This window comes from Comamonas sp. 7D-2, from assembly GCF_022749555.1.
Classification (GTDB): Bacteria; Pseudomonadota; Gammaproteobacteria; order Burkholderiales; family Burkholderiaceae_C; genus Comamonas; species Comamonas thiooxydans.
In genome coordinates, this window is sequence record NZ_CP094238.1 from 4,140,064 (window position 1) to 4,156,912 (window position 16,849).

The following is a 16,849-nucleotide window of genomic DNA, read 5'->3' on the forward strand; positions in this document are numbered from 1 at the left end:
CACCGCCCTGCCCGCCGCCGCGTAACTAGGCGGCGCAGCTTCTGGCCACGGCCAAAAAGGCTCGCACCGCGGGCGAGTTCTCTCGCTCGCGGTAGGCCAGTGCCATGTGCACGTTTTCCTTGAAGTCGCGCAGCGGCCTGAAGGCCACGCCCGGCTGATTGAGCAGGCGGTTCGACTCGGGCAGCACCACAATGCCATACCCGGCAGCAGCCAGGCTAGTCGCCGTGACGAAGTCGTTGACGCGATAGGCCTCGCGAGCCGAAAACCCGGCCGTCTCGGCCAGCCGCGCCAACACCTCGGCAAAGCCTTCGCTTTCGTTGATGAACTGCGGCGCAATAAAGGTCTGGCCGCGCAGATCGGCCTCGCTGATGGACTCATGGCGTGCCAGCGGGTGGTTCTCGGCCAGTGCCACCATGAAGGGCTCGCTGTGCACGATGACCGCCTTGACCCCCTCGGGGTAGCGACGGCGCGGCCGCAGCAGACCGGCATCGATCTCGCCCTGCTGCAGCGCCTGCAACTGGCGCGGCGTCTCCATGGCCAGCACCTGCATGTGCACCTGCTCATGGCCGGGTCGGAACTGCGTGAGCATGCGCGCCAACACACCCGATGTGACGGACGAGGAGATATAGCCCAGCTTGACATGGCCGCTCATGCCCTGGGCCGCCAGCTGCCCAATCTGCTGGGCCCGCTCCATATGGCGCAGCACGGCCACGGCTTCGTCATAAAGCAGCTCGCCCGCATCGGTCAGCGTGATGGGCTTGCGCTTGTTGCGCTGCAACAGGCGCACGCCCAGCTGCTGCTCCAGTTGCTGCACCTGCACGCTGACTGCGGACTGGGCCACGCCCAGCTTGTCGGCGGCACGCGAGAAATGCAGCTCCTGGGCCACGGTGACGAAGTGCTCTAGTTGGCGGTAGCTGAGCATGGATTTAATCTGAAATTCTTATCAAAAAATGCATTTGACCCCGTAGATCGTATCAAACAAGAGGTGTTCAATCACACCATTCCTGATTGAAGTACCCGCCCACCATGAACGCTACTACCCCCCAGCAACTGATTCAGCCTGCCGCCTACGAGATCGCCGCTCACCCCGAGCATCCCCGCCTGCTGAAGCTGACCCTGAACACCGAAGCCCTGAATGCCTTCCTGGCCGATGTGCGCGATATCGACGTGCAGAACCTCGAGTACGTGCCTTTCATGCGCTTTCATCTGGCACGCCGCCTGAAGGCCCACATGGGTGCCGACTTTGGCGAGACCCTGGTGAACATCATCAAGGACCGCAAGCATGGCGGCTTTGTTCTCGGTCTGGAAGGCGTTAGCCAGGATAGCGACGACTACGTGAAGTTCGGCACCGCCATCGGCCATATCCTGGGCCCGGCCAACCACGACTCCATGTCCAACAAGTACTACGCACGTTTCCTGGTCAAGCACACCGACGCCAGCGACTCCTATCTGCGCCAGGCCTATCGTCTGTTCACCATGCACACCGACGGCACCTTCGTGACCGAAGCCACCGACTGGCTGCTGATGATGAAGTTCGACGAGCAGAACGCCGTGGGCGGCGAGTCGCGCTTTCTGCACCTGGACGACTGGAGCGAGCTGGACTGCTTCGTACAGGACCCGCTGGGCGCCAAGCCCCTGCTGTACAAGGCCCCGGGCTCCAAGAACGTGAACGAGCGCGTGGAACGCCCCGTGTTCTTCCACGGCGAGTTCGGCCTGTCGATCTCCTTTATCGACCAGTTCGTGCAGCCCGCCAACGACGCCGAAGCCGAATATCTGCAGAACCTGTCCGAATCGATGGAAAATTCGCCCGGCACCCGCACCGTCAGCCTGCCCGCTGGCGACCTGGTGGTTCTGAACAACTACTTCTATGTGCATGGTCGCGCACCGTTCGAGCGTAACGAGCAACTGCACCGCGAGCTGATGCGTCAGCGCGGTACATTCGCTCAGTAAACCTTGAACACCTGATGTTTCTGTCACGCCCCCGTGCACCGCAAGTGTGCGGGGGCGCAGCCAGTTAAACCCCTGAATTTCGCTCCCGAGGCGCCCTACCATGGCATCGTCACAAGCCCCTGCTGCAAACGCAGCCTCCGCCCCCAAAGCGCAAGCCGCCTACGGCCAACGCGCAGGGCTTCCCCGTCATCTGCAGAACATTCTGTCGCTGCATGACTTCGAGGCCGCCGCACGCAAGCACCTGCCCCGTCCCTTGTTTGGCTATGTCTCCGGCGCGGCTGAAGACTGCGTCTCGCTGCAGGCCAACCGTGACAGCTTCCAGCAATACGGCTTCAGCTCCAGGGTCATGGTGGATGTGTCGCAGCGCAACCAGAAGGTCGAGCTGTTCGGCCAGACCTGGGACTCGCCATTCGGCGTGGCCCCCGTGGGCATCAGCGCCATCAATGCCTACCGTGGCGATCTGGTGCTGGCACAGACGGCGGCTGCCAACCGCATTCCCGCCATCATGAGCGGCACCTCGCTGATCCCCATGGAAGATGTAGCCAAGGCCGCACCGTCTACCTGGTTCCAGGCCTATCTGCCCGGCGACACCACGCGCATCGACGGCCTGATCGACCGCATCGAAGCCGCAGGCTTCGGCACCCTGGTCATCACCGTGGACATCCCCGTCTGGGCCAACCGCGAAAACAATGTGCGCACCGGTTTCTCCATGCCGCTGCGCCCTTCGCTTCGCCTGGCCTATGACGGCATCACCCGCCCGCGCTGGATGGTGGGCACCATGCTGCGCACGCTGATCAACCACGGCATGCCGCACTTCGAGAATTCGTTTGCCACGCGCGGCGCGCCTTTGCTGTCGGGTACCGCCATCCGCGACACCTCGGGCCGTGATCACCTGAACTGGAAGAACATCGAACGCATTCGCCAGCGCTGGAAAGGCAACCTCGTCATCAAGGGCATCCTCAACGAAGACGATGCCGTGATGGCCACCGATATCGGTGCGCAAGGCATCGTGGTCTCCAACCATGGCGGCCGTCAGCTCGACGGCGTGGTCGCGCCGCTGCAGATGCTGCCCTATGTGGTGGACCGCGTGGGCCACCGCACGGCCGTGATGATGGACAGCGGCATTCGCCGCGGCAGCGATGTGCTCAAGGCCGTGGCCCTGGGCGCGCGCATGGTGTTTCTGGGCCGCCCCTTCATGTACGCAGCCGCAGTTGGCGGTGCACAGGGCGTGGACCACGCCATCACCTTGCTGCGCGACGAAGTGGACCGCAATATGGCCATGCTGGGCGCGACCTCCATGGCCGAGATCACCAGCGACTGCCTGCGCGCGACGCGGGGCTGAAACCGCTCAGCCTCTAAGATAGAACGCTTGAACCATAAAAAAGGAGAGCGTCATGCCCATGTTTGTAGACCACTCGCCCCCTGGCGAGTGCATTTTCTGCAAGCTCGTCAAAGGGGAGATTCCATCGGCCAAGGTCTATGAGGACGATCTGACCATCGCCTTCATGGACATCGGCCAGGCCACGCGCGGCCATGTGCTGGTAGCCAGCAAGCGCCATGCCGTCAATCTGCTGGAGCTGACGCCCGAGGAAGCCGGCGCGGTGATGCAGACGGCCCAGCGCGTGGCGGCTGCGGTGAACAAGGCTTTCGATCCAGACGGCATCAATATCTTCCAGGCCAATGGCGCGCCTGCGGGGCAGACGGTGTTCCACTTTCATCTGCATGTGCTGCCGCGTTTCGAGGGCGATGGCCTGTCCGTGGTCTGGAAGCGCGAGGAGCCTGGCTTTGCGGCACTGGGAGAGTTGGCTGAGCGCATCAAGGCCCAGCTTTCCTGAAGCAAGCCACTGATAAAAAAAGAGCTGTCAGCGCTTGATATTCATAGATTTCAGATAGAAAACCATCTGAAATCCACATATAGCAAGCGCTAGAAGCTCCTATTTTTAAGCCGAAAATTGCGCGAATATTGCATCCAGCTTTGCAATCCACTCGGCCTTCTGCGCCTCGCTGGCAAAGCTCGCTTCCAGGCTGTTGCGCGCCAGCTGGTAGGCCTCGGGCGCGCCCATGCCCGTGGCAGCAAATAGCTGGGTGTAGTTTTCGTTGACATAGCCGCCGAAATAGGCAGGGTCGTCCGAGTTGATCATGACCTTGAGCCCGGCCGCCAGCAGGCGCGGCAAATTGTGATCGGCCAGGTCCTTGATCACGCAGAGCTTGAGATTGGACAAAGGGCAGACCGTCAGCGGTATCTGCTCCTTGACCAGCCTCTGCATCAGCAGCGCATCCTGCTCTGACTGCACGCCATGGTCGATGCGCTCCACATTCAGCACATCAAGAGCACCCCAGATATAGGCAGGCGGCCCCTCCTCCCCGGCATGGGCCACCAGGTGCAGGCCCAGTTGCTTGCAGCGCGCAAAAACGCGGGCGAACTTTTCGGGCGGATTGCCCAGCTCGCTGCTGTCCAGCCCCACGCCGATGAAGCGGTCACGCAGCGGCAGCGCGGCCTCCAGCGTCTGCAGGGCGCTTTCTTCGCTCAGATGGCGCAGAAAGCTCAGGATCAGCGAGGAGGAAATGCCCTGCTCGATCTGCGCATCGCGGCAGGCGCGGTAAAGACCGTTGATGACGGTCTCCATGGCCACGCCACGCTCGGTGTGGGTCTGCGGGTCAAAGAAGATTTCCGTGTGCACCACATTGTCGGCCACGGCGCGGTCCAGATAGGCGCGCGCCATGTCGTAGAAGTCCTGCTCGTGCAGCAGCACGCTGGCACCCGCGTAATAGATGTCCAGAAAGCTCTGCAGATCGGTAAAGGCATAGGCCGCGCGCAGAGCTTCCACGCTGTCATAGGCCAGAGCCACCTTGTTGCGCTGCGCCAGCGCAAAAATCAGTTCGGGCTCCAGCGAACCCTCGATATGCATATGCAGTTCGGCCTTGGGCATGGCTCGCAGCAGCTCCGGCAGACGGGAAACATCTACGGCAGGCACGGTGTTCATCTTTATTCTCCTTGGCGCTACGCGCCATTCAATGTCTAGCCTATCAAACCGGCGCAGCTCAAGCCATATGGCCAGCCCCGACGAGTCTGTGACTTCGGCTTGGCGGCCACAAGCCCTTGGCGCGGCCTCCCGGCGAGCCGCATGGACGCCAAGCCGGGGCAGGCGGCAAAGCCTCTCAGGCCTGTCTCAGCAGGTTCCGAAGGCGATCTCCTGGGCCTTCAGGAAACGGCGATAAGCCGACGACATGCGGTCGGCCGCCGAGTGCATTTCTGCGCGCGGATCCAGCGGCAGGGCCTTGGGCAGCTGCGACTCCAGCACAGGCTGGTCCTGCACAAAGATGGTGTGCTGGAAGGTCTGCAACTGCTCATCGGTCGATTCGAAGTCCGCGACCGCCAGACGGAACCAGACGCGGCTGGTTTCGGGAGTGACAGGGCAGATGAACAGGCCGATCTGCTCACGCCAGCCCTGCTTGGAGCTGCCCTCTTCGGGAATCTTAGTCAGCACGGCGGTGTAGGCGGCGGTCACCTCATAGGTGTACTCCACCTCGGCCGCCTGGGTGGAGTGCAGATTGGACTGGGGCTGCACGGCCTTGCAGCCTGTCGCCAGCACGCCGGTGGAGGTGCTCTCCACCTTGTAAGTGGCAATGGCCGTGGCGTCACGGCTGCCCAGCCAGCCTTCGTGCACAAAGCCGAAGTGGGACATGTCGAGGAAGTTCTCGATGATGCGCGGCGCACTGGCTGCCACATCGTAAGGCCCGCAGTTCACCTTGCGCAGATGTTCATCCGCCTCGGCCGCGAACACGGGCAGCTGGCTGTCGGAAGACTCCAGGCGCACCCAGATCAGTCCGTAGGCTTCCTGCACCTCGAAGGCCTGCACGCGCTGCGATGCGGGGGGAGTGAAATCGGGCACGGCGGGCACTTTCACGCATTGGCCACCGGAGGAGAATTGCCAGCCGTGATAGGGGCACTCCAGATGTCCGTTCTCCACGCGCCCCATGGACAGGCGTGCACCGCGATGCGGGCAGCGATCCACAAAGGACTGCACCAGTCCCTCGGTATTGCGCCACAGCACCAGCGGCTGTTCCAGCAGCAGCACGGAAAACGGCGCGCTCACCACCTCGGAGGATTGGGCAACAGGATGCCAGAGGGTACGTTCAGTCATGGGGATACTCGTCATTATCGAAATACAAAGGGCCGCTCTGCGGCGGCCCTGTCGCTGCAAGTCGTGTCTGGACGACTGCTAACAGCCAACACTACCCGGCAAACCCGGGGTCTGCCTTGAAGACATGCGCCACAGGCCGCAATCGGTGCGACGAGGCGGCGCGATGCCTGATCCGCAGTGCTTACTTGGCGTCGCCGCCGGGCACTTTGCCTTCCACGCCCTTGACGTAGAAATTGATGCCTTTGAGGAAACCGTCATCGGCAACCTTGTCGGCAGCGATCAGTTCCTTGCCGTCCTGGCCGGTGATAGGGCCCTTCCAGATGGTGAATGTACCTTCCTTCAGTCCCTTTTTCACGTCCTCAACCTTTGCCTTGAGCTCGGCAGGAATGTCGTCAGCCAGTGAAACGATGTCGATCACGCCTTCCTTGACGCCCCACCAGGTCTGGCGGCTGCTCCACTTTCCTTCCAGCGCGCTGCGGGTGGAGTCGATGTAGTAAGGCGCCCAGTTGATGATGGACGAGCCCAGGTGAGCCTTGGGACCATAGGCCGTCATGTCCGAATCCCAGCCGAAGGCACGCTTGCCCTTTTCCTCGGCCGTCTTCAGCACCGCCGGCGAATCGGTGTTCTGGAACAGGATGTCGGCGCCGCCGTTGATCAGGCTGGTCGCAGCTTCGGTCTCCTTGGGAGGGCTGAACCATTCGTTGACCCAGACCACCTTGGTCTTGATCTTGGGATTCACGGACTGGGCGCCCAGGGTGAAGCTGTTGATATTGCGGATCACTTCGGGAATAGGCACCGAGCCCACCACGCCCAGGGTGTTGGACTTGGTCATGCCACCGGCAATGATGCCGGCCAGATAGGCACCTTCGTAAGTGCGGCTGTCATAGGTGCTGACATTGGCGGCGGTCTTGTAGCCGGTGGCGTGTTCCCACTTCACATCGGCAAATTCGGGGGCCAGCTTCTGGATCACGTCCATATAGCCGAAGGTGGTACCGAACACCAGCTTGTTACCCTGTGAAGCCATGTCGCGCAGCACGCGCTCGGCATCGGCACCTTCGGGCACGCTCTCCACATAGCTGGTCTTGATCTTGTCACCGAACTCTTTTTCCAGGGCTTTGCGGGCCTGGTCATGGGCAAAGGACCAACCACCGTCGCCCACCGGGCCGACATAAGCAAAAGCAATCTTCAGAGGTTCCGGAGCAGCGGCCGCAGGAGCGGCAGCGGGGGCTGCTGCCGGCGCAGCTGCTTCTTCCTTCTTGCCGCAGCCCACGAGAGCGGCCGAGGCAATAGCCGTCAGTGCGGCGACCTTGATCAATGAACGCTTGTGCAAATCAGTCATTAAAGTTTCCTTGGAACAAAGAGTGAGGTTTGAAACCGACAGGAGCGCAGGCCCATGGATACCGGTTACACCTTGGGCAATATATGCATAAACTGCGCCAAATTGCAGATAGGTATCCTGAAAACGACAGCGCAAAAAGAAAGGCCCCCAGGGGGCCTTTGATCGGACGCTGCTCAGGCGCCCCGCAAACAGTGCTTATTTGGCACCGGGCACCTTGCCCTCGATACCGTTCACATAGAAGTTGATGCTGCGCAGCCAGGCATCATCGGCAACCTTGCCGGCTTCCAGCAATTCCTTGCCGGTGTTGTCCTTGATGGGACCTGTCCAGACGGCGAAGGAGCCGTCCTTCAGGCCGGCGCGAGCCTTCTCAACCTTGTCCTTGATTTCCTGGGGCACGTCGTCAGCGATCTTCTTCAGGTCGATGGCGCCTTCCTTCACACCCCACCAGAAGTTGCCGGTCTGCCACTTGCCTGCCAGCGTGTCTTCCACCACCTTGCTGTAGTAAGGAGTCCAGTCGATCACGGCCGAGCCCAGATGAGCCTTGGGCGCGAAGCCGCTCATGTCGCCGTCCTTGCCGAAGGCACGGGCACCGCGCTCCTCGGCCGTCTTCAGCACGGCGGGAGAATTGGTGTTCTGGTACATCACGTCCACGCCGCCGTTGATCAGGCTGTTGGCGGCTTCGGATTCCTTGGGAGGAGCAAACCACTCGTTCACCCAGACCACCTTGGCCTTGATGGAGGGGTCGATGCTCTGGGCGCCCAGCACAAAGCTGTTGATGTTGCGCACCACTTCGGGGATTGGCACCGAAGCCACCACGCCCACGGTCTTGGTCTTGGTCATGGCACCCGCCACGATACCGGCCAGATAAGCACCTTCAAAGGTCTTGGTGTCGTACACGGCTGCGTTGTCGGCCGTCTTGTAGCCGGTGGCGTGCTCGAACTTCACATCCTTGACGTCGGCGGCGACTTTCTGCACAAAGTCCTGATAGCCGAAGCTGGTGGCGAAGACCAGCTTGTTGCCCTGACCGATCATGTCGCGCATCACGCGCTCGGCGTCGGCAGACTCTGGCACGCTCTCGACCATAGAGGTCTCGATCTTGTCGCCGAACTTCTCCTGGATGGCCTTGCGGCCCAGCTCGTGCTGGTAGGTCCAGCCGCCGTCGCCGATGGGGCTCACATACATGAAGCCGATCTTGAGCTTGTCGGCAGCAGGAGCAGCCGCAGGTGCGGCGGCAGGAGCCGCTGGTGCTTCTTCCTTCTTGCCGCAAGCGGTCAGCACAGCCATGGAAACAGCCGACAGGCCGATCATCTTGATCAGAGCGCGTTTGCCCAGAGTTGTCATCGAAGTTGTCCTCTCGTTATTTTTGAAAAGCGGATTGCACCACATTTGGGCATCACGCTCCAGGGTAGAAGGGTTTTCCCAGGGAGGCCGGCATATTGGCTCGAATCCAGGTCGGATTACGCGAGATCAGTACCAGCACCACGATGGTGGCCAGATATGGCAGCATGGACAGAATCTGGCTGGGCACCTGGACCCCCGTGGCCTGCAGATGGAACTGCAACATGGTCACGCCGCCAAACAGATAGGCGCCCAGCAGGACGCGGGCCGGTCGCCAGGTCGCGAAAGTCGTCAGCGCCAGAGCAATCCAGCCTCGACCCGACACCATGTTCTCCACCCACAGCGGCGTGTAGACCACGGAGATGAAGGCCCCCGCCAGACCGCACATGGCACCGCCAAACATCACGGCCATCAGACGGATGCGGCGCACGGGGTAGCCCAGGGCATGGGCCGACGAGGGCGACTCACCGACCGAACGCAACACAAGACCCGCACGCGTGCGGTACAGAAACCAGACCATCAGGGCGGCCAGCACGATGGCGCCGTAGACCAGCGGGTGCAACGTGAACAAGGCCGGGCCCACGAGCGGCAGATCTGCCAGGCCTGGGATGGAGTACTTGGGCAGCTCTGGCAGCTTGGCCTGCACATAGCCCAGGCCCACGAAAGCCGAGAAGCCCGCGCCGAACAGCGACAGCGCAAGACCGGTTGCGTACTGGTTGGTGTTGAACCAGATCACCAGTCCCCCGAAGATGGCGGCCAGCAAGGCCCCTGCCAGCATGCCCGCGCCAAAGCCCATCCAGGTATTGCCGGTGTGCACGGTAGCGGCAAAACCGGCAATGGCAGCGCAGAGCATCATGCCTTCGGCACCGAGATTGACGATGCCCGATTTTTCATTGATCAGCAGGCCCAGGGCCGCCAGCGCCAGAACAGTGCCGGCGCTGAGGGTGGAGCCCAGCAGCAGTGCATAGGATTCCATGGATCAGGCTCCCTTCACTGCAGAAATGGCGCTGCCGGCTTTTTTTGCCACCCAGCGGATGCGATAGGCCACCAGCGTGTCGCAGGCCAGCAGCGCGAACAGCAGCAGTCCCTGGAAGACGCCGGTCAGCGCCTTGGGCAGGCCCAGACGCGACTGCGCCAGCTCGCCACCGATATAAAACATGCTCATGAGAATGGCCGAGAAAATCATGCCCACAGGATGCAGGCGCCCCACAAAGGCCACGATGATGGCCGCAAAGCCGTAGCCGGCGGGCACATAGGGCGTGAGCTGACCCAGAGGGCCAGCGACTTCCAGTGCCCCCGCCAGACCGGCGGTGGCGCCGGAAATCAGCAGCGCCGTCCACAGCGCCTTGCGCGAGGAAAAACCGGCATAGCGTGCCGCCGACGGCGCCAGGCCGCCGACCTGCAGGGCAAAACCTGCACGCGTGCGAAACAGAAATGCCCACAACAGACCGGCTCCCACCAGCGAGATGATGACGCCGATATTCATGCGCATGCCCTGCACCAGCCGAGGAATCTGCGTGACGCGCTCAAAGCTCTTGGTCTGCGGGAAGTTGTAGCCCATGGGGTCCTTCCAGGGACCGTAGACCAGATAGCCCAATACCAGCGTGGCCACATAGACCAGCATCAGGCTGACCAGAATCTCGTTGGCGTTGAAGCGGTCACGCAGCAAGGCCACAATGCCCGCCCAGAGCATGCCGCCCAGCATGCCGGCGATCAGGATGGCCGGCACGATCCAGGGACCGGTGGTCTTGTCGGCCAGCAAGGCAATGCCGCCCGCAGCCACCGCCCCGATGACAAACTGTCCTTCGGCACCGATATTCCAGACATTGGAGCGAAAGCATACGGCCAGCCCCAGCGCGATCAGCAGCAAAGGCGTGGCCTTCACGGCCAGCTCGCCCAGGGCATAGCCCGATTTGATGGGTTCCCAGAAAAAGGCCTGCAAGCCCTTGACCGGATCCTTGCCCAGCAGGGCAAACAGGCAGACCCCTACCAGCACGGTGATCAGCAACGCCAGAATCGGCGAGCCATAGGTCCAGAACTTCGATGCCTGGGGGCGTTGTTCCAGCTTAAGCATGGGCACCTCCCTGCACGACTGCCGCATCCCACAGGCCGCTCATCCATTCACCAATCTGCTGCACCGTGGCAGCCGCTCTATCCACCGAAGGACTCAGGCGGCCCTTGGCCACCACATGCAGGCGGTCACAAATCTCAAACAACTCGTCCAACTCCTCACTGACCACCAGCACGGCGCAACCCTGGTCGCGCAGCTTGAGAATCTCGCCCCGAATCTGTGCCGCAGCCCCCACATCCACCCCCCAGGTGGGTTGAGAGATGATGAGCAGACGTGGTTTGGCATCAATTTCACGACCCACGATGAACTTCTGCAGATTGCCGCCCGACAGCGACTGCGCGGCCGAATTCGGGCCCCCGGCCTTGACGTTGAAGCGACCGATGATGTCCCGCGCCTGCGCCTGCAGAGCCGCCATGCGAATCCAGCCGCCCTTGCCCACCGCAGTCTTGCGCGTCAGCAACAGGTTGTGGGCCAGGCCCATGCTGGGCACGGCTCCGCGCCCCAGACGCTCTTCGGGCACGAAATGCAGGCCCATGCCACGGCGCCGACTCGGCCCCATGCGTCCCACGCCCTTGCCCAGCAACTGCACGGCCTCTGCCTCGGAACGTGTGTCCTCGCCGGACAGCGCATACATCAGCTCTTTCTGGCCGTTGCCGGAAACGCCTGCAATACCGACGACTTCGCCCGCACGCACCTGCAGCGCAATGCTCTGCAGATCGACACCAAAAGGATCCTGGCTTCTGAGCGACAGGCCCTGCACACGCAGCACGGTATCGCCGGTATTCGCACTGCGGTGTTCCAGCTCCGGCGGCTCCGAGCCGATCATCATGCGTGACAAGGAAGCATTGGTCTCGTTGGCCGGGTTGCACTCTCCCGTCACCACACCGCCGCGCAGCACCGTGCAAGCCGTGCACAGCGAGCGGATTTCATGCAGCTTGTGGCTGATATAGAGGATGGAGCAACCTTCCGCGGCCAGGCGGCGCAGCACCACAAACAGCATCTCCACGGCCTGTGGCGTGAGCACCGAGGTGGGCTCGTCCAGAATCAGCACGCGGGGATTGGTCAGCAGGGCCCGGATGATTTCCACGCGCTGCATTTCGCCGACGGAAAGCGTGTGTACGGGACGATGCGGGTCCACCTCCAGCCCGTAGTCGCGGGCCGTGGCCTGAATGTTCTCGATCACCTTGGCCAGTGAAATGCTCTTGTCCAGGCCCAGCCAGACGTTCTCGGCCACGGTCAGCGTGTCGAACAGGCTGAAATGCTGGAACACCATGGCAATGCCCAGTGCCCGGGCTTCCTGCGGATTGCGGATCTGCACCGGCTTGCCGTCGACCAGGATGGCACCCTCATCAGGCTTGACCGCACCGTAGATGATCTTCATCAGCGTGGACTTGCCAGCGCCGTTTTCGCCCAGGATGGCGTGGATCTCGCCGGGCTTAACTTTCAGCGATACCTTGCTGTTTGCAACCACAGCCGGGTACCGCTTGGTAATACCCTCCAGCTGCAAACGCGCAGGCGCACTCGCAGATGGGGAATGTGTCGGGGGGGGATTCATCGCTGGATTGTCTCTCAATTCAAATAACAAATTGACTCAAACAGGCTCTATGCGCTGAACAGGAATACGATACAAGCTATTGATTTCGCAGCGTTAGTGCAACGTTGCGAACCACCTCTCGCAGCCAGCGTGTGGCGGCTCCGGCATGCGAACGCGCATGCCAGAGCTGGTAATAGACCAACGGAGGGAATTCCACGGGGCAAGGCAGTATGGCCAGGGACAGACGTTCGCTGAAACGCTCACAGAACAATCTGCCCGAGGTCATGACAAGCAAGCTTGATGCCACCATGTCGGGAATCAGACTGAAATGCGCGCAGCGTGCCACCACCTGGCGGCTCAAGCCCATGCCTGCCAGCTGTTCGTCTATCACGCCCAGGGCACCGGGATAGGCCGGGGTTGGCGCAATGTGCTCGGCCTGCAGCCATTGCTGTACATCCCAGCCCCTGCGCACTGCCGGATGCTTGGGACTGACCAGACAGACCACCTCGTCCTCGAACAGCTTGGCCATGTGCAGGCCTTCCGGTGGCTGCGGCCAGTTTCCGATGACGACGTCGATCTCGCCATCGGCCAGTTGCCCCTCGTAATGCGCCTCGGCGCTCAGCGGCAGAAAGTCCACCGGGCAATGCGGGGCCTGTGCCTTCATGGCCGACATCAGCCGCGGCAGGAACTGGGGATCCAGATAGTCGCTGGCCGCAATGCGGAAGGTACGAGTCGAGGTGCGCGGGTCAAACTGCCGCGCATCGCTGAACAGCCCCTCGGCCGCACGCAGAATGTCTGCCGAGGGTTGCACCATGCGCAGCCCCACATCGGTAGGCTGCATCTGTGCCCCGGAGCGCACCAGCAAAGGGTCGCCAGCGAGCTCGCGCAGACGCCTCAGTGCTGCAGACACCGCCGGCTGGTGCATGCCCAATCGCAGCGCTGCCCTGGAAACGCTGCGCTCCGTCAGCACCGTGTGCAGCACCCTGATCAGGTGCAAATCTATCTTGTCGAACAAGGTCTGGTCACGCATAGGTCACGGCCATCCGGGCGCTTTGGCACGGCCAGCCTCATCCATTTTGTATACAAAGCAGCCGCAGAGCGTAACTCAGTCAGCCCCTTTGAGCAGCCAAGGGATTGCCCTCTAGGCTGTCATATCTGCCTTGAATTCAGCATGCGCAATCCGGCTCAGACCGCAGCCGTCATCACTTCCACACGGTTGCGCCCTTTGCGCTTGGCGGCGTAGCAGGCCATATCGGCCCCCTTGAAGGCGCTGGCCGCCGTGTGGTAGCTGGCATCCAGCAACAGCATGCCGATGCTGGCACTCAGCATATAGCGCTGCCCCTGGTAGGAGCCCTCCCAGTCCTGGATGGCCATGCACAGCAGCTGCGCATGGCGCATTCCCTCTTCCCGGCTGATTCCGGCCATAAGAATGGCAAATTCATCGCCCCCCACCCTGGCCACCCAGCCATGAGGACGTACCGTTGATTCGATCAATCGGGCGATATGGCCGAGCACCTCGTCACCCACTTCACGCCCGCCCTGGCGATTGACCTGGGAGAAGTGGTCCAGGTCCACATACAGCACGATGCCATGCGCCTTGGGCTCGCTCTGCGAACGGGCGATCACATTCGCGCCGCCCAGGCTCTCCAGATAGTCTGGAGTCGTATATTCGCGCAGCCATTCCTTGAGCCGCAGAGCAAACGCCGTTCGGTTGGGCAGACGGGTCAAGGGATCGTGCATGGCTTTCCAGCTCGATTGCTCGCGCAACTGCCGCTGCGTGGTCACATCCTCCAGCTCCCAGACCAGGTATTGACCATCCAGCGCCTTGCCCGACTGCTCCCAGGCCCTGTGCATGCGCTGCATGCTCTGACCGTGAATTCGCACCCATATCGGCCTTGAATCCTTGCGTACCAAGCAGACTTCGCTATCAAATTGTCCGTAAGTATCCAGAGCCCGCCGGACCCGCCCCATCAGATCCTCATAGTCGGCATCGCTGGCACACAGATCACGCACAGCCAGGCCCTGCATTTCCTGAGGCTGATAGCCAAGTACTCTGGCTGCCTGCATGCCCACACGCTGCACTTTCGAGCCATGCGTCACGATCAAACCTACGGGGGCATAGTCCATCAAGGTCTGCAACTGCATTTGCAAATCACGCTCCAGCTCGCCATGCGCCTCATATCCACCGCCCAGGGCCTGCAAGGCAGTGCGCAGGGTCTGGGCCTCTCCCCAATCATGATCGGACAGGCCATGCCACCAGTTGTCCCCCCGGCTGCCCAAGTCCACTTCCAACATCAGCCCGCGTCGAGAAGCCTGCTCTGCCGAGCGGAACAAGGCCGTCAGCGGATAGGCGATCAGGCAAAGCACCGCTCCAAGCAGTCCAGCCAGTAACAGCAGGGCCGTGGCCAGCCAGCCCATCATCTTGACCGAGACTCCCGGCACCCATTCCTGAACGTTGCTGACCTTCAGCAGAGTCCATTGCGCCCAAGGCAGCGGCATGGCGCTCCAGAGCTGGTTGTTTCTCTGTTCACTGACCGCACCGGTCTGTGCCGTCTTGAGCCAGGCTTGATCCAGCCCGCGAGGTAGCGCAGCATCTCGCAAGGCAGGGGGCAATTGCCACTGCCCTTTGCTGCTGAGAGCCAGCGGACGCAGATCACGGTCGATCAGCAGCAACTGGCTACCCGCTTCGGCAGAGGCAACCTCCAGCGAAAACAACACCGACAAAGGCGTCCGGTAGCTGCCGCCAAGAACGCCTTGCAACTTGCCTTGCAGATCACGCACCGGCACGACATTCTGAAACTCCAGCTGCAGGCCCGCATCACTGGCACGCACCCAGGCTTGGGTGATCGGCTTGCCCTCAGCCAACGAACGCTTGAGCACTTCACGCAGCGGCTCTTCAAGCTGTTCTGCGGCCAGCGCCTGCTCCTGATGCAGATTGACCAGCAACTGCCCTTTTCCATCAGCCAGTTGAAGTTGCTCATACTGCTGTGCCATGGATGTGGGCTGCTTGAGCATGGCCTGCAGTGACTCCGGAGAATCATGCATATGGCCCGCCAGCACAGAGGACAGACTATGCAGGGGCTTTTGCTGCTGCTCGACTCTGAAGGCCAGCGAACGAGCCGCGTATTCCAACGCCTTGGTCTGCGCCGGCAGCGCTCCGTCCATGACCGCCCGGCGCAGTGAATAAGCCACCCAGCCCGCAGCGCCAGCTCCAGCCAGCAGCACTGCAATCATGGCAACAAGCACCATGCTGCGCAGCATGGGGCCTGGGCCTCTGCGTATCCGCCCAGACTGTGGCGCGGCAGCAACCTCCTCTGGCTGCGACGGCGCAACCCATGGCGGCTCTGCTTGCAGGGAGAAGACAGCATCTGACATGGGCCTCAATATAGAGAGCCGATGTCTGCAACCCAACGAGAGGAAACCCCGGAGATTGTCGACAAATGCTACGCCGCAAGCTCCTGCTCAGAGCAGAAGCCAAGCGCTGCATGGCCTGCAACCCGGCCCGGTATTTACCCCAGCGCCAGCACCTCCAGTGCGCCGGGCTTGGGCAATTCAATGACATTGCCTCGCCCGGCAATCAGCCCATGCTCTCGCAACTGTCGGAGCACGCGCGAGAATGTTTCCGGCGCAATACCCAGTTGCGCTGCAATCAGGCGTTTACGTGCCTTGAGGGTGACATGCAGGGCATTGTCATTTCCTCCCGGGCTCGCATGGTTCAGCAGCCACTGGGCGCAGCGAGCTTCGGCGTCCTGAGCCAGGCGGCTGACCGCCAGCTCGGTCTGCGAGCAATAGGCCCTGGCCAGATCTTTGAGCAAGTGCTGCACGGCGGGTGCAAGCTCCGCCACAGAGCTTAGAAAGCGCGCCAGAGGAATGATGTAGATGCGCCCGGCCGTCTGCGCCTGCATATCGAGGCAGGAAGGACGCTCTTGCAGCGCAAAAGCGGCATCCAGCCAGGTCGGCCCTTCCACCTGCCCCAGTTGATGGCGCATGGCCGAATCCTGCCCGACCCCGAGCATCACGCTGCCGCTTTCCAGATACAGCACCGAATCGAGGGGTTGGCGACGTTGCCTGAGCCAAGAGCCTGGAGCAAAGCTCTCAGGCTGCCCAAACGTGGAAGCGATTTGCGACATGGAGGGCATGGTGAACATATGCGCCACACTGTGCCGGGCTTTGCCCCGGCTCATATTGAGCCAAGTCAACAAGCCGGGCCGAGCAGCAAAAAGGGCCGTAGTCGAAACTGCGCCCCTTTGGACCTGACAAGTCGATATTCCAGATCGACAACTTCGTAAACACAAATCAGCCCCGGAAACAGACTCGTCCAGGCGCCTCATATCACTGCATCTTTTTGCCCGTCGACCATGGATTGCCGATAGCTGTCATTCCTTACCGGACACAGGAAGCCAGCTAAGGCAGCAGACTCTCAGGGAACACTGACAAAAACGGCAAGCAGTCGCCGAAGTGCCCCTACGTCA

14 protein-coding genes are annotated in these 16,849 nt (G+C 61.8%); 3 read left to right on the forward strand and 11 right to left on the reverse strand.

From position 1 onward, the window contains the following. Positions 1 to 25: 25 nt before the first annotated feature. Entirely contained in the window at positions 26 to 922 is an 897-nt protein-coding gene (locus tag MPZ60_RS18975; protein ID WP_242882027.1) for a LysR family transcriptional regulator, read from the reverse strand. A gap of 104 nt (positions 923 to 1,026) precedes the next feature. Between MPZ60_RS18975 and glaH the strand changes: the two genes are divergently transcribed. From glaH to MPZ60_RS18990, 3 genes are all read left to right on the forward strand, one after another. After that, positions 1,027 to 1,950, forward strand: coding sequence for a glutarate dioxygenase GlaH (gene glaH / locus MPZ60_RS18980; protein ID WP_034353626.1), 924 nt, complete (start codon positions 1,027 to 1,029; stop codon positions 1,948 to 1,950). A 100-nt stretch (positions 1,951 to 2,050) separates the two neighbouring features. Then, positions 2,051 to 3,292 (forward strand): alpha-hydroxy acid oxidase, encoded by a 1,242-nt coding sequence (locus tag MPZ60_RS18985; RefSeq protein WP_034353629.1) that lies wholly within the window; start codon positions 2,051 to 2,053, stop codon positions 3,290 to 3,292. A 52-nt stretch (positions 3,293 to 3,344) separates the two neighbouring features. Then, on the forward strand, positions 3,345 to 3,785 hold the full coding sequence (locus tag MPZ60_RS18990) for an HIT family protein (RefSeq protein WP_034353633.1): 441 nt from the start codon (positions 3,345 to 3,347) through the stop codon (positions 3,783 to 3,785). A 105-nt stretch (positions 3,786 to 3,890) separates the two neighbouring features. Here MPZ60_RS18990 and MPZ60_RS18995 read toward each other — a convergent pair whose 3' ends face one another. The 10 genes from MPZ60_RS18995 to MPZ60_RS19040 form a co-directional block, all read right to left on the reverse strand. Then, entirely contained in the window at positions 3,891 to 4,934 is a 1,044-nt protein-coding gene (locus tag MPZ60_RS18995) for an adenosine deaminase (protein WP_034353635.1), read from the reverse strand. Between the two features lie 186 nt (positions 4,935 to 5,120). Further along, positions 5,121 to 6,095, reverse strand: coding sequence for an aromatic ring-hydroxylating dioxygenase subunit alpha (locus MPZ60_RS19000; RefSeq protein ID WP_034353638.1), 975 nt, complete (start codon positions 6,093 to 6,095; stop codon positions 5,121 to 5,123). Between the two features lie 181 nt (positions 6,096 to 6,276). Then, positions 6,277 to 7,434 carry a BMP family ABC transporter substrate-binding protein gene (locus tag MPZ60_RS19005; protein ID WP_034353641.1) on the reverse strand — a complete coding sequence of 386 codons (1,158 nt, stop codon included), beginning with the start codon at positions 7,432 to 7,434 and terminating at the stop codon, positions 6,277 to 6,279. A 195-nt stretch (positions 7,435 to 7,629) separates the two neighbouring features. Then, a complete protein-coding gene (locus MPZ60_RS19010; RefSeq protein ID WP_003073334.1) occupies positions 7,630 to 8,775 on the reverse strand; it encodes a BMP family ABC transporter substrate-binding protein in 1,146 nt (381 codons plus the stop codon). A gap of 52 nt (positions 8,776 to 8,827) precedes the next feature. Then, entirely contained in the window at positions 8,828 to 9,748 is a 921-nt protein-coding gene (locus tag MPZ60_RS19015) for an ABC transporter permease (protein ID WP_003073332.1), read from the reverse strand. 3 nt (positions 9,749 to 9,751) lie between these two features. Then, on the reverse strand, positions 9,752 to 10,846 hold the full coding sequence (locus MPZ60_RS19020) for an ABC transporter permease (RefSeq protein WP_034353645.1): 1,095 nt from the start codon (positions 10,844 to 10,846) through the stop codon (positions 9,752 to 9,754). Continuing rightward, entirely contained in the window at positions 10,839 to 12,398 is a 1,560-nt protein-coding gene (locus tag MPZ60_RS19025; protein ID WP_034353649.1) for an ABC transporter ATP-binding protein, read from the reverse strand. The genes MPZ60_RS19020 and MPZ60_RS19025 overlap by 8 nt, the downstream gene beginning before the upstream one ends. 76 nt (positions 12,399 to 12,474) lie before the next feature. Beyond that, positions 12,475 to 13,407: a LysR family transcriptional regulator gene (locus MPZ60_RS19030; RefSeq protein ID WP_003067150.1), complete on the reverse strand. Its 933-nt coding sequence runs from the start codon at positions 13,405 to 13,407 to the stop codon at positions 12,475 to 12,477. A 155-nt stretch (positions 13,408 to 13,562) separates the two neighbouring features. After that, a complete protein-coding gene (locus tag MPZ60_RS19035; RefSeq protein ID WP_034353652.1) occupies positions 13,563 to 15,638 on the reverse strand; it encodes a diguanylate cyclase domain-containing protein in 2,076 nt (691 codons plus the stop codon). 248 nt (positions 15,639 to 15,886) lie between these two features. Beyond that, complete coding sequence (locus MPZ60_RS19040; protein WP_034353656.1) at positions 15,887 to 16,525, reverse strand: Crp/Fnr family transcriptional regulator; 639 nt, start codon at positions 16,523 to 16,525, stop codon at positions 15,887 to 15,889. Between the last annotated feature and the right edge of the window lie 324 nt (positions 16,526 to 16,849).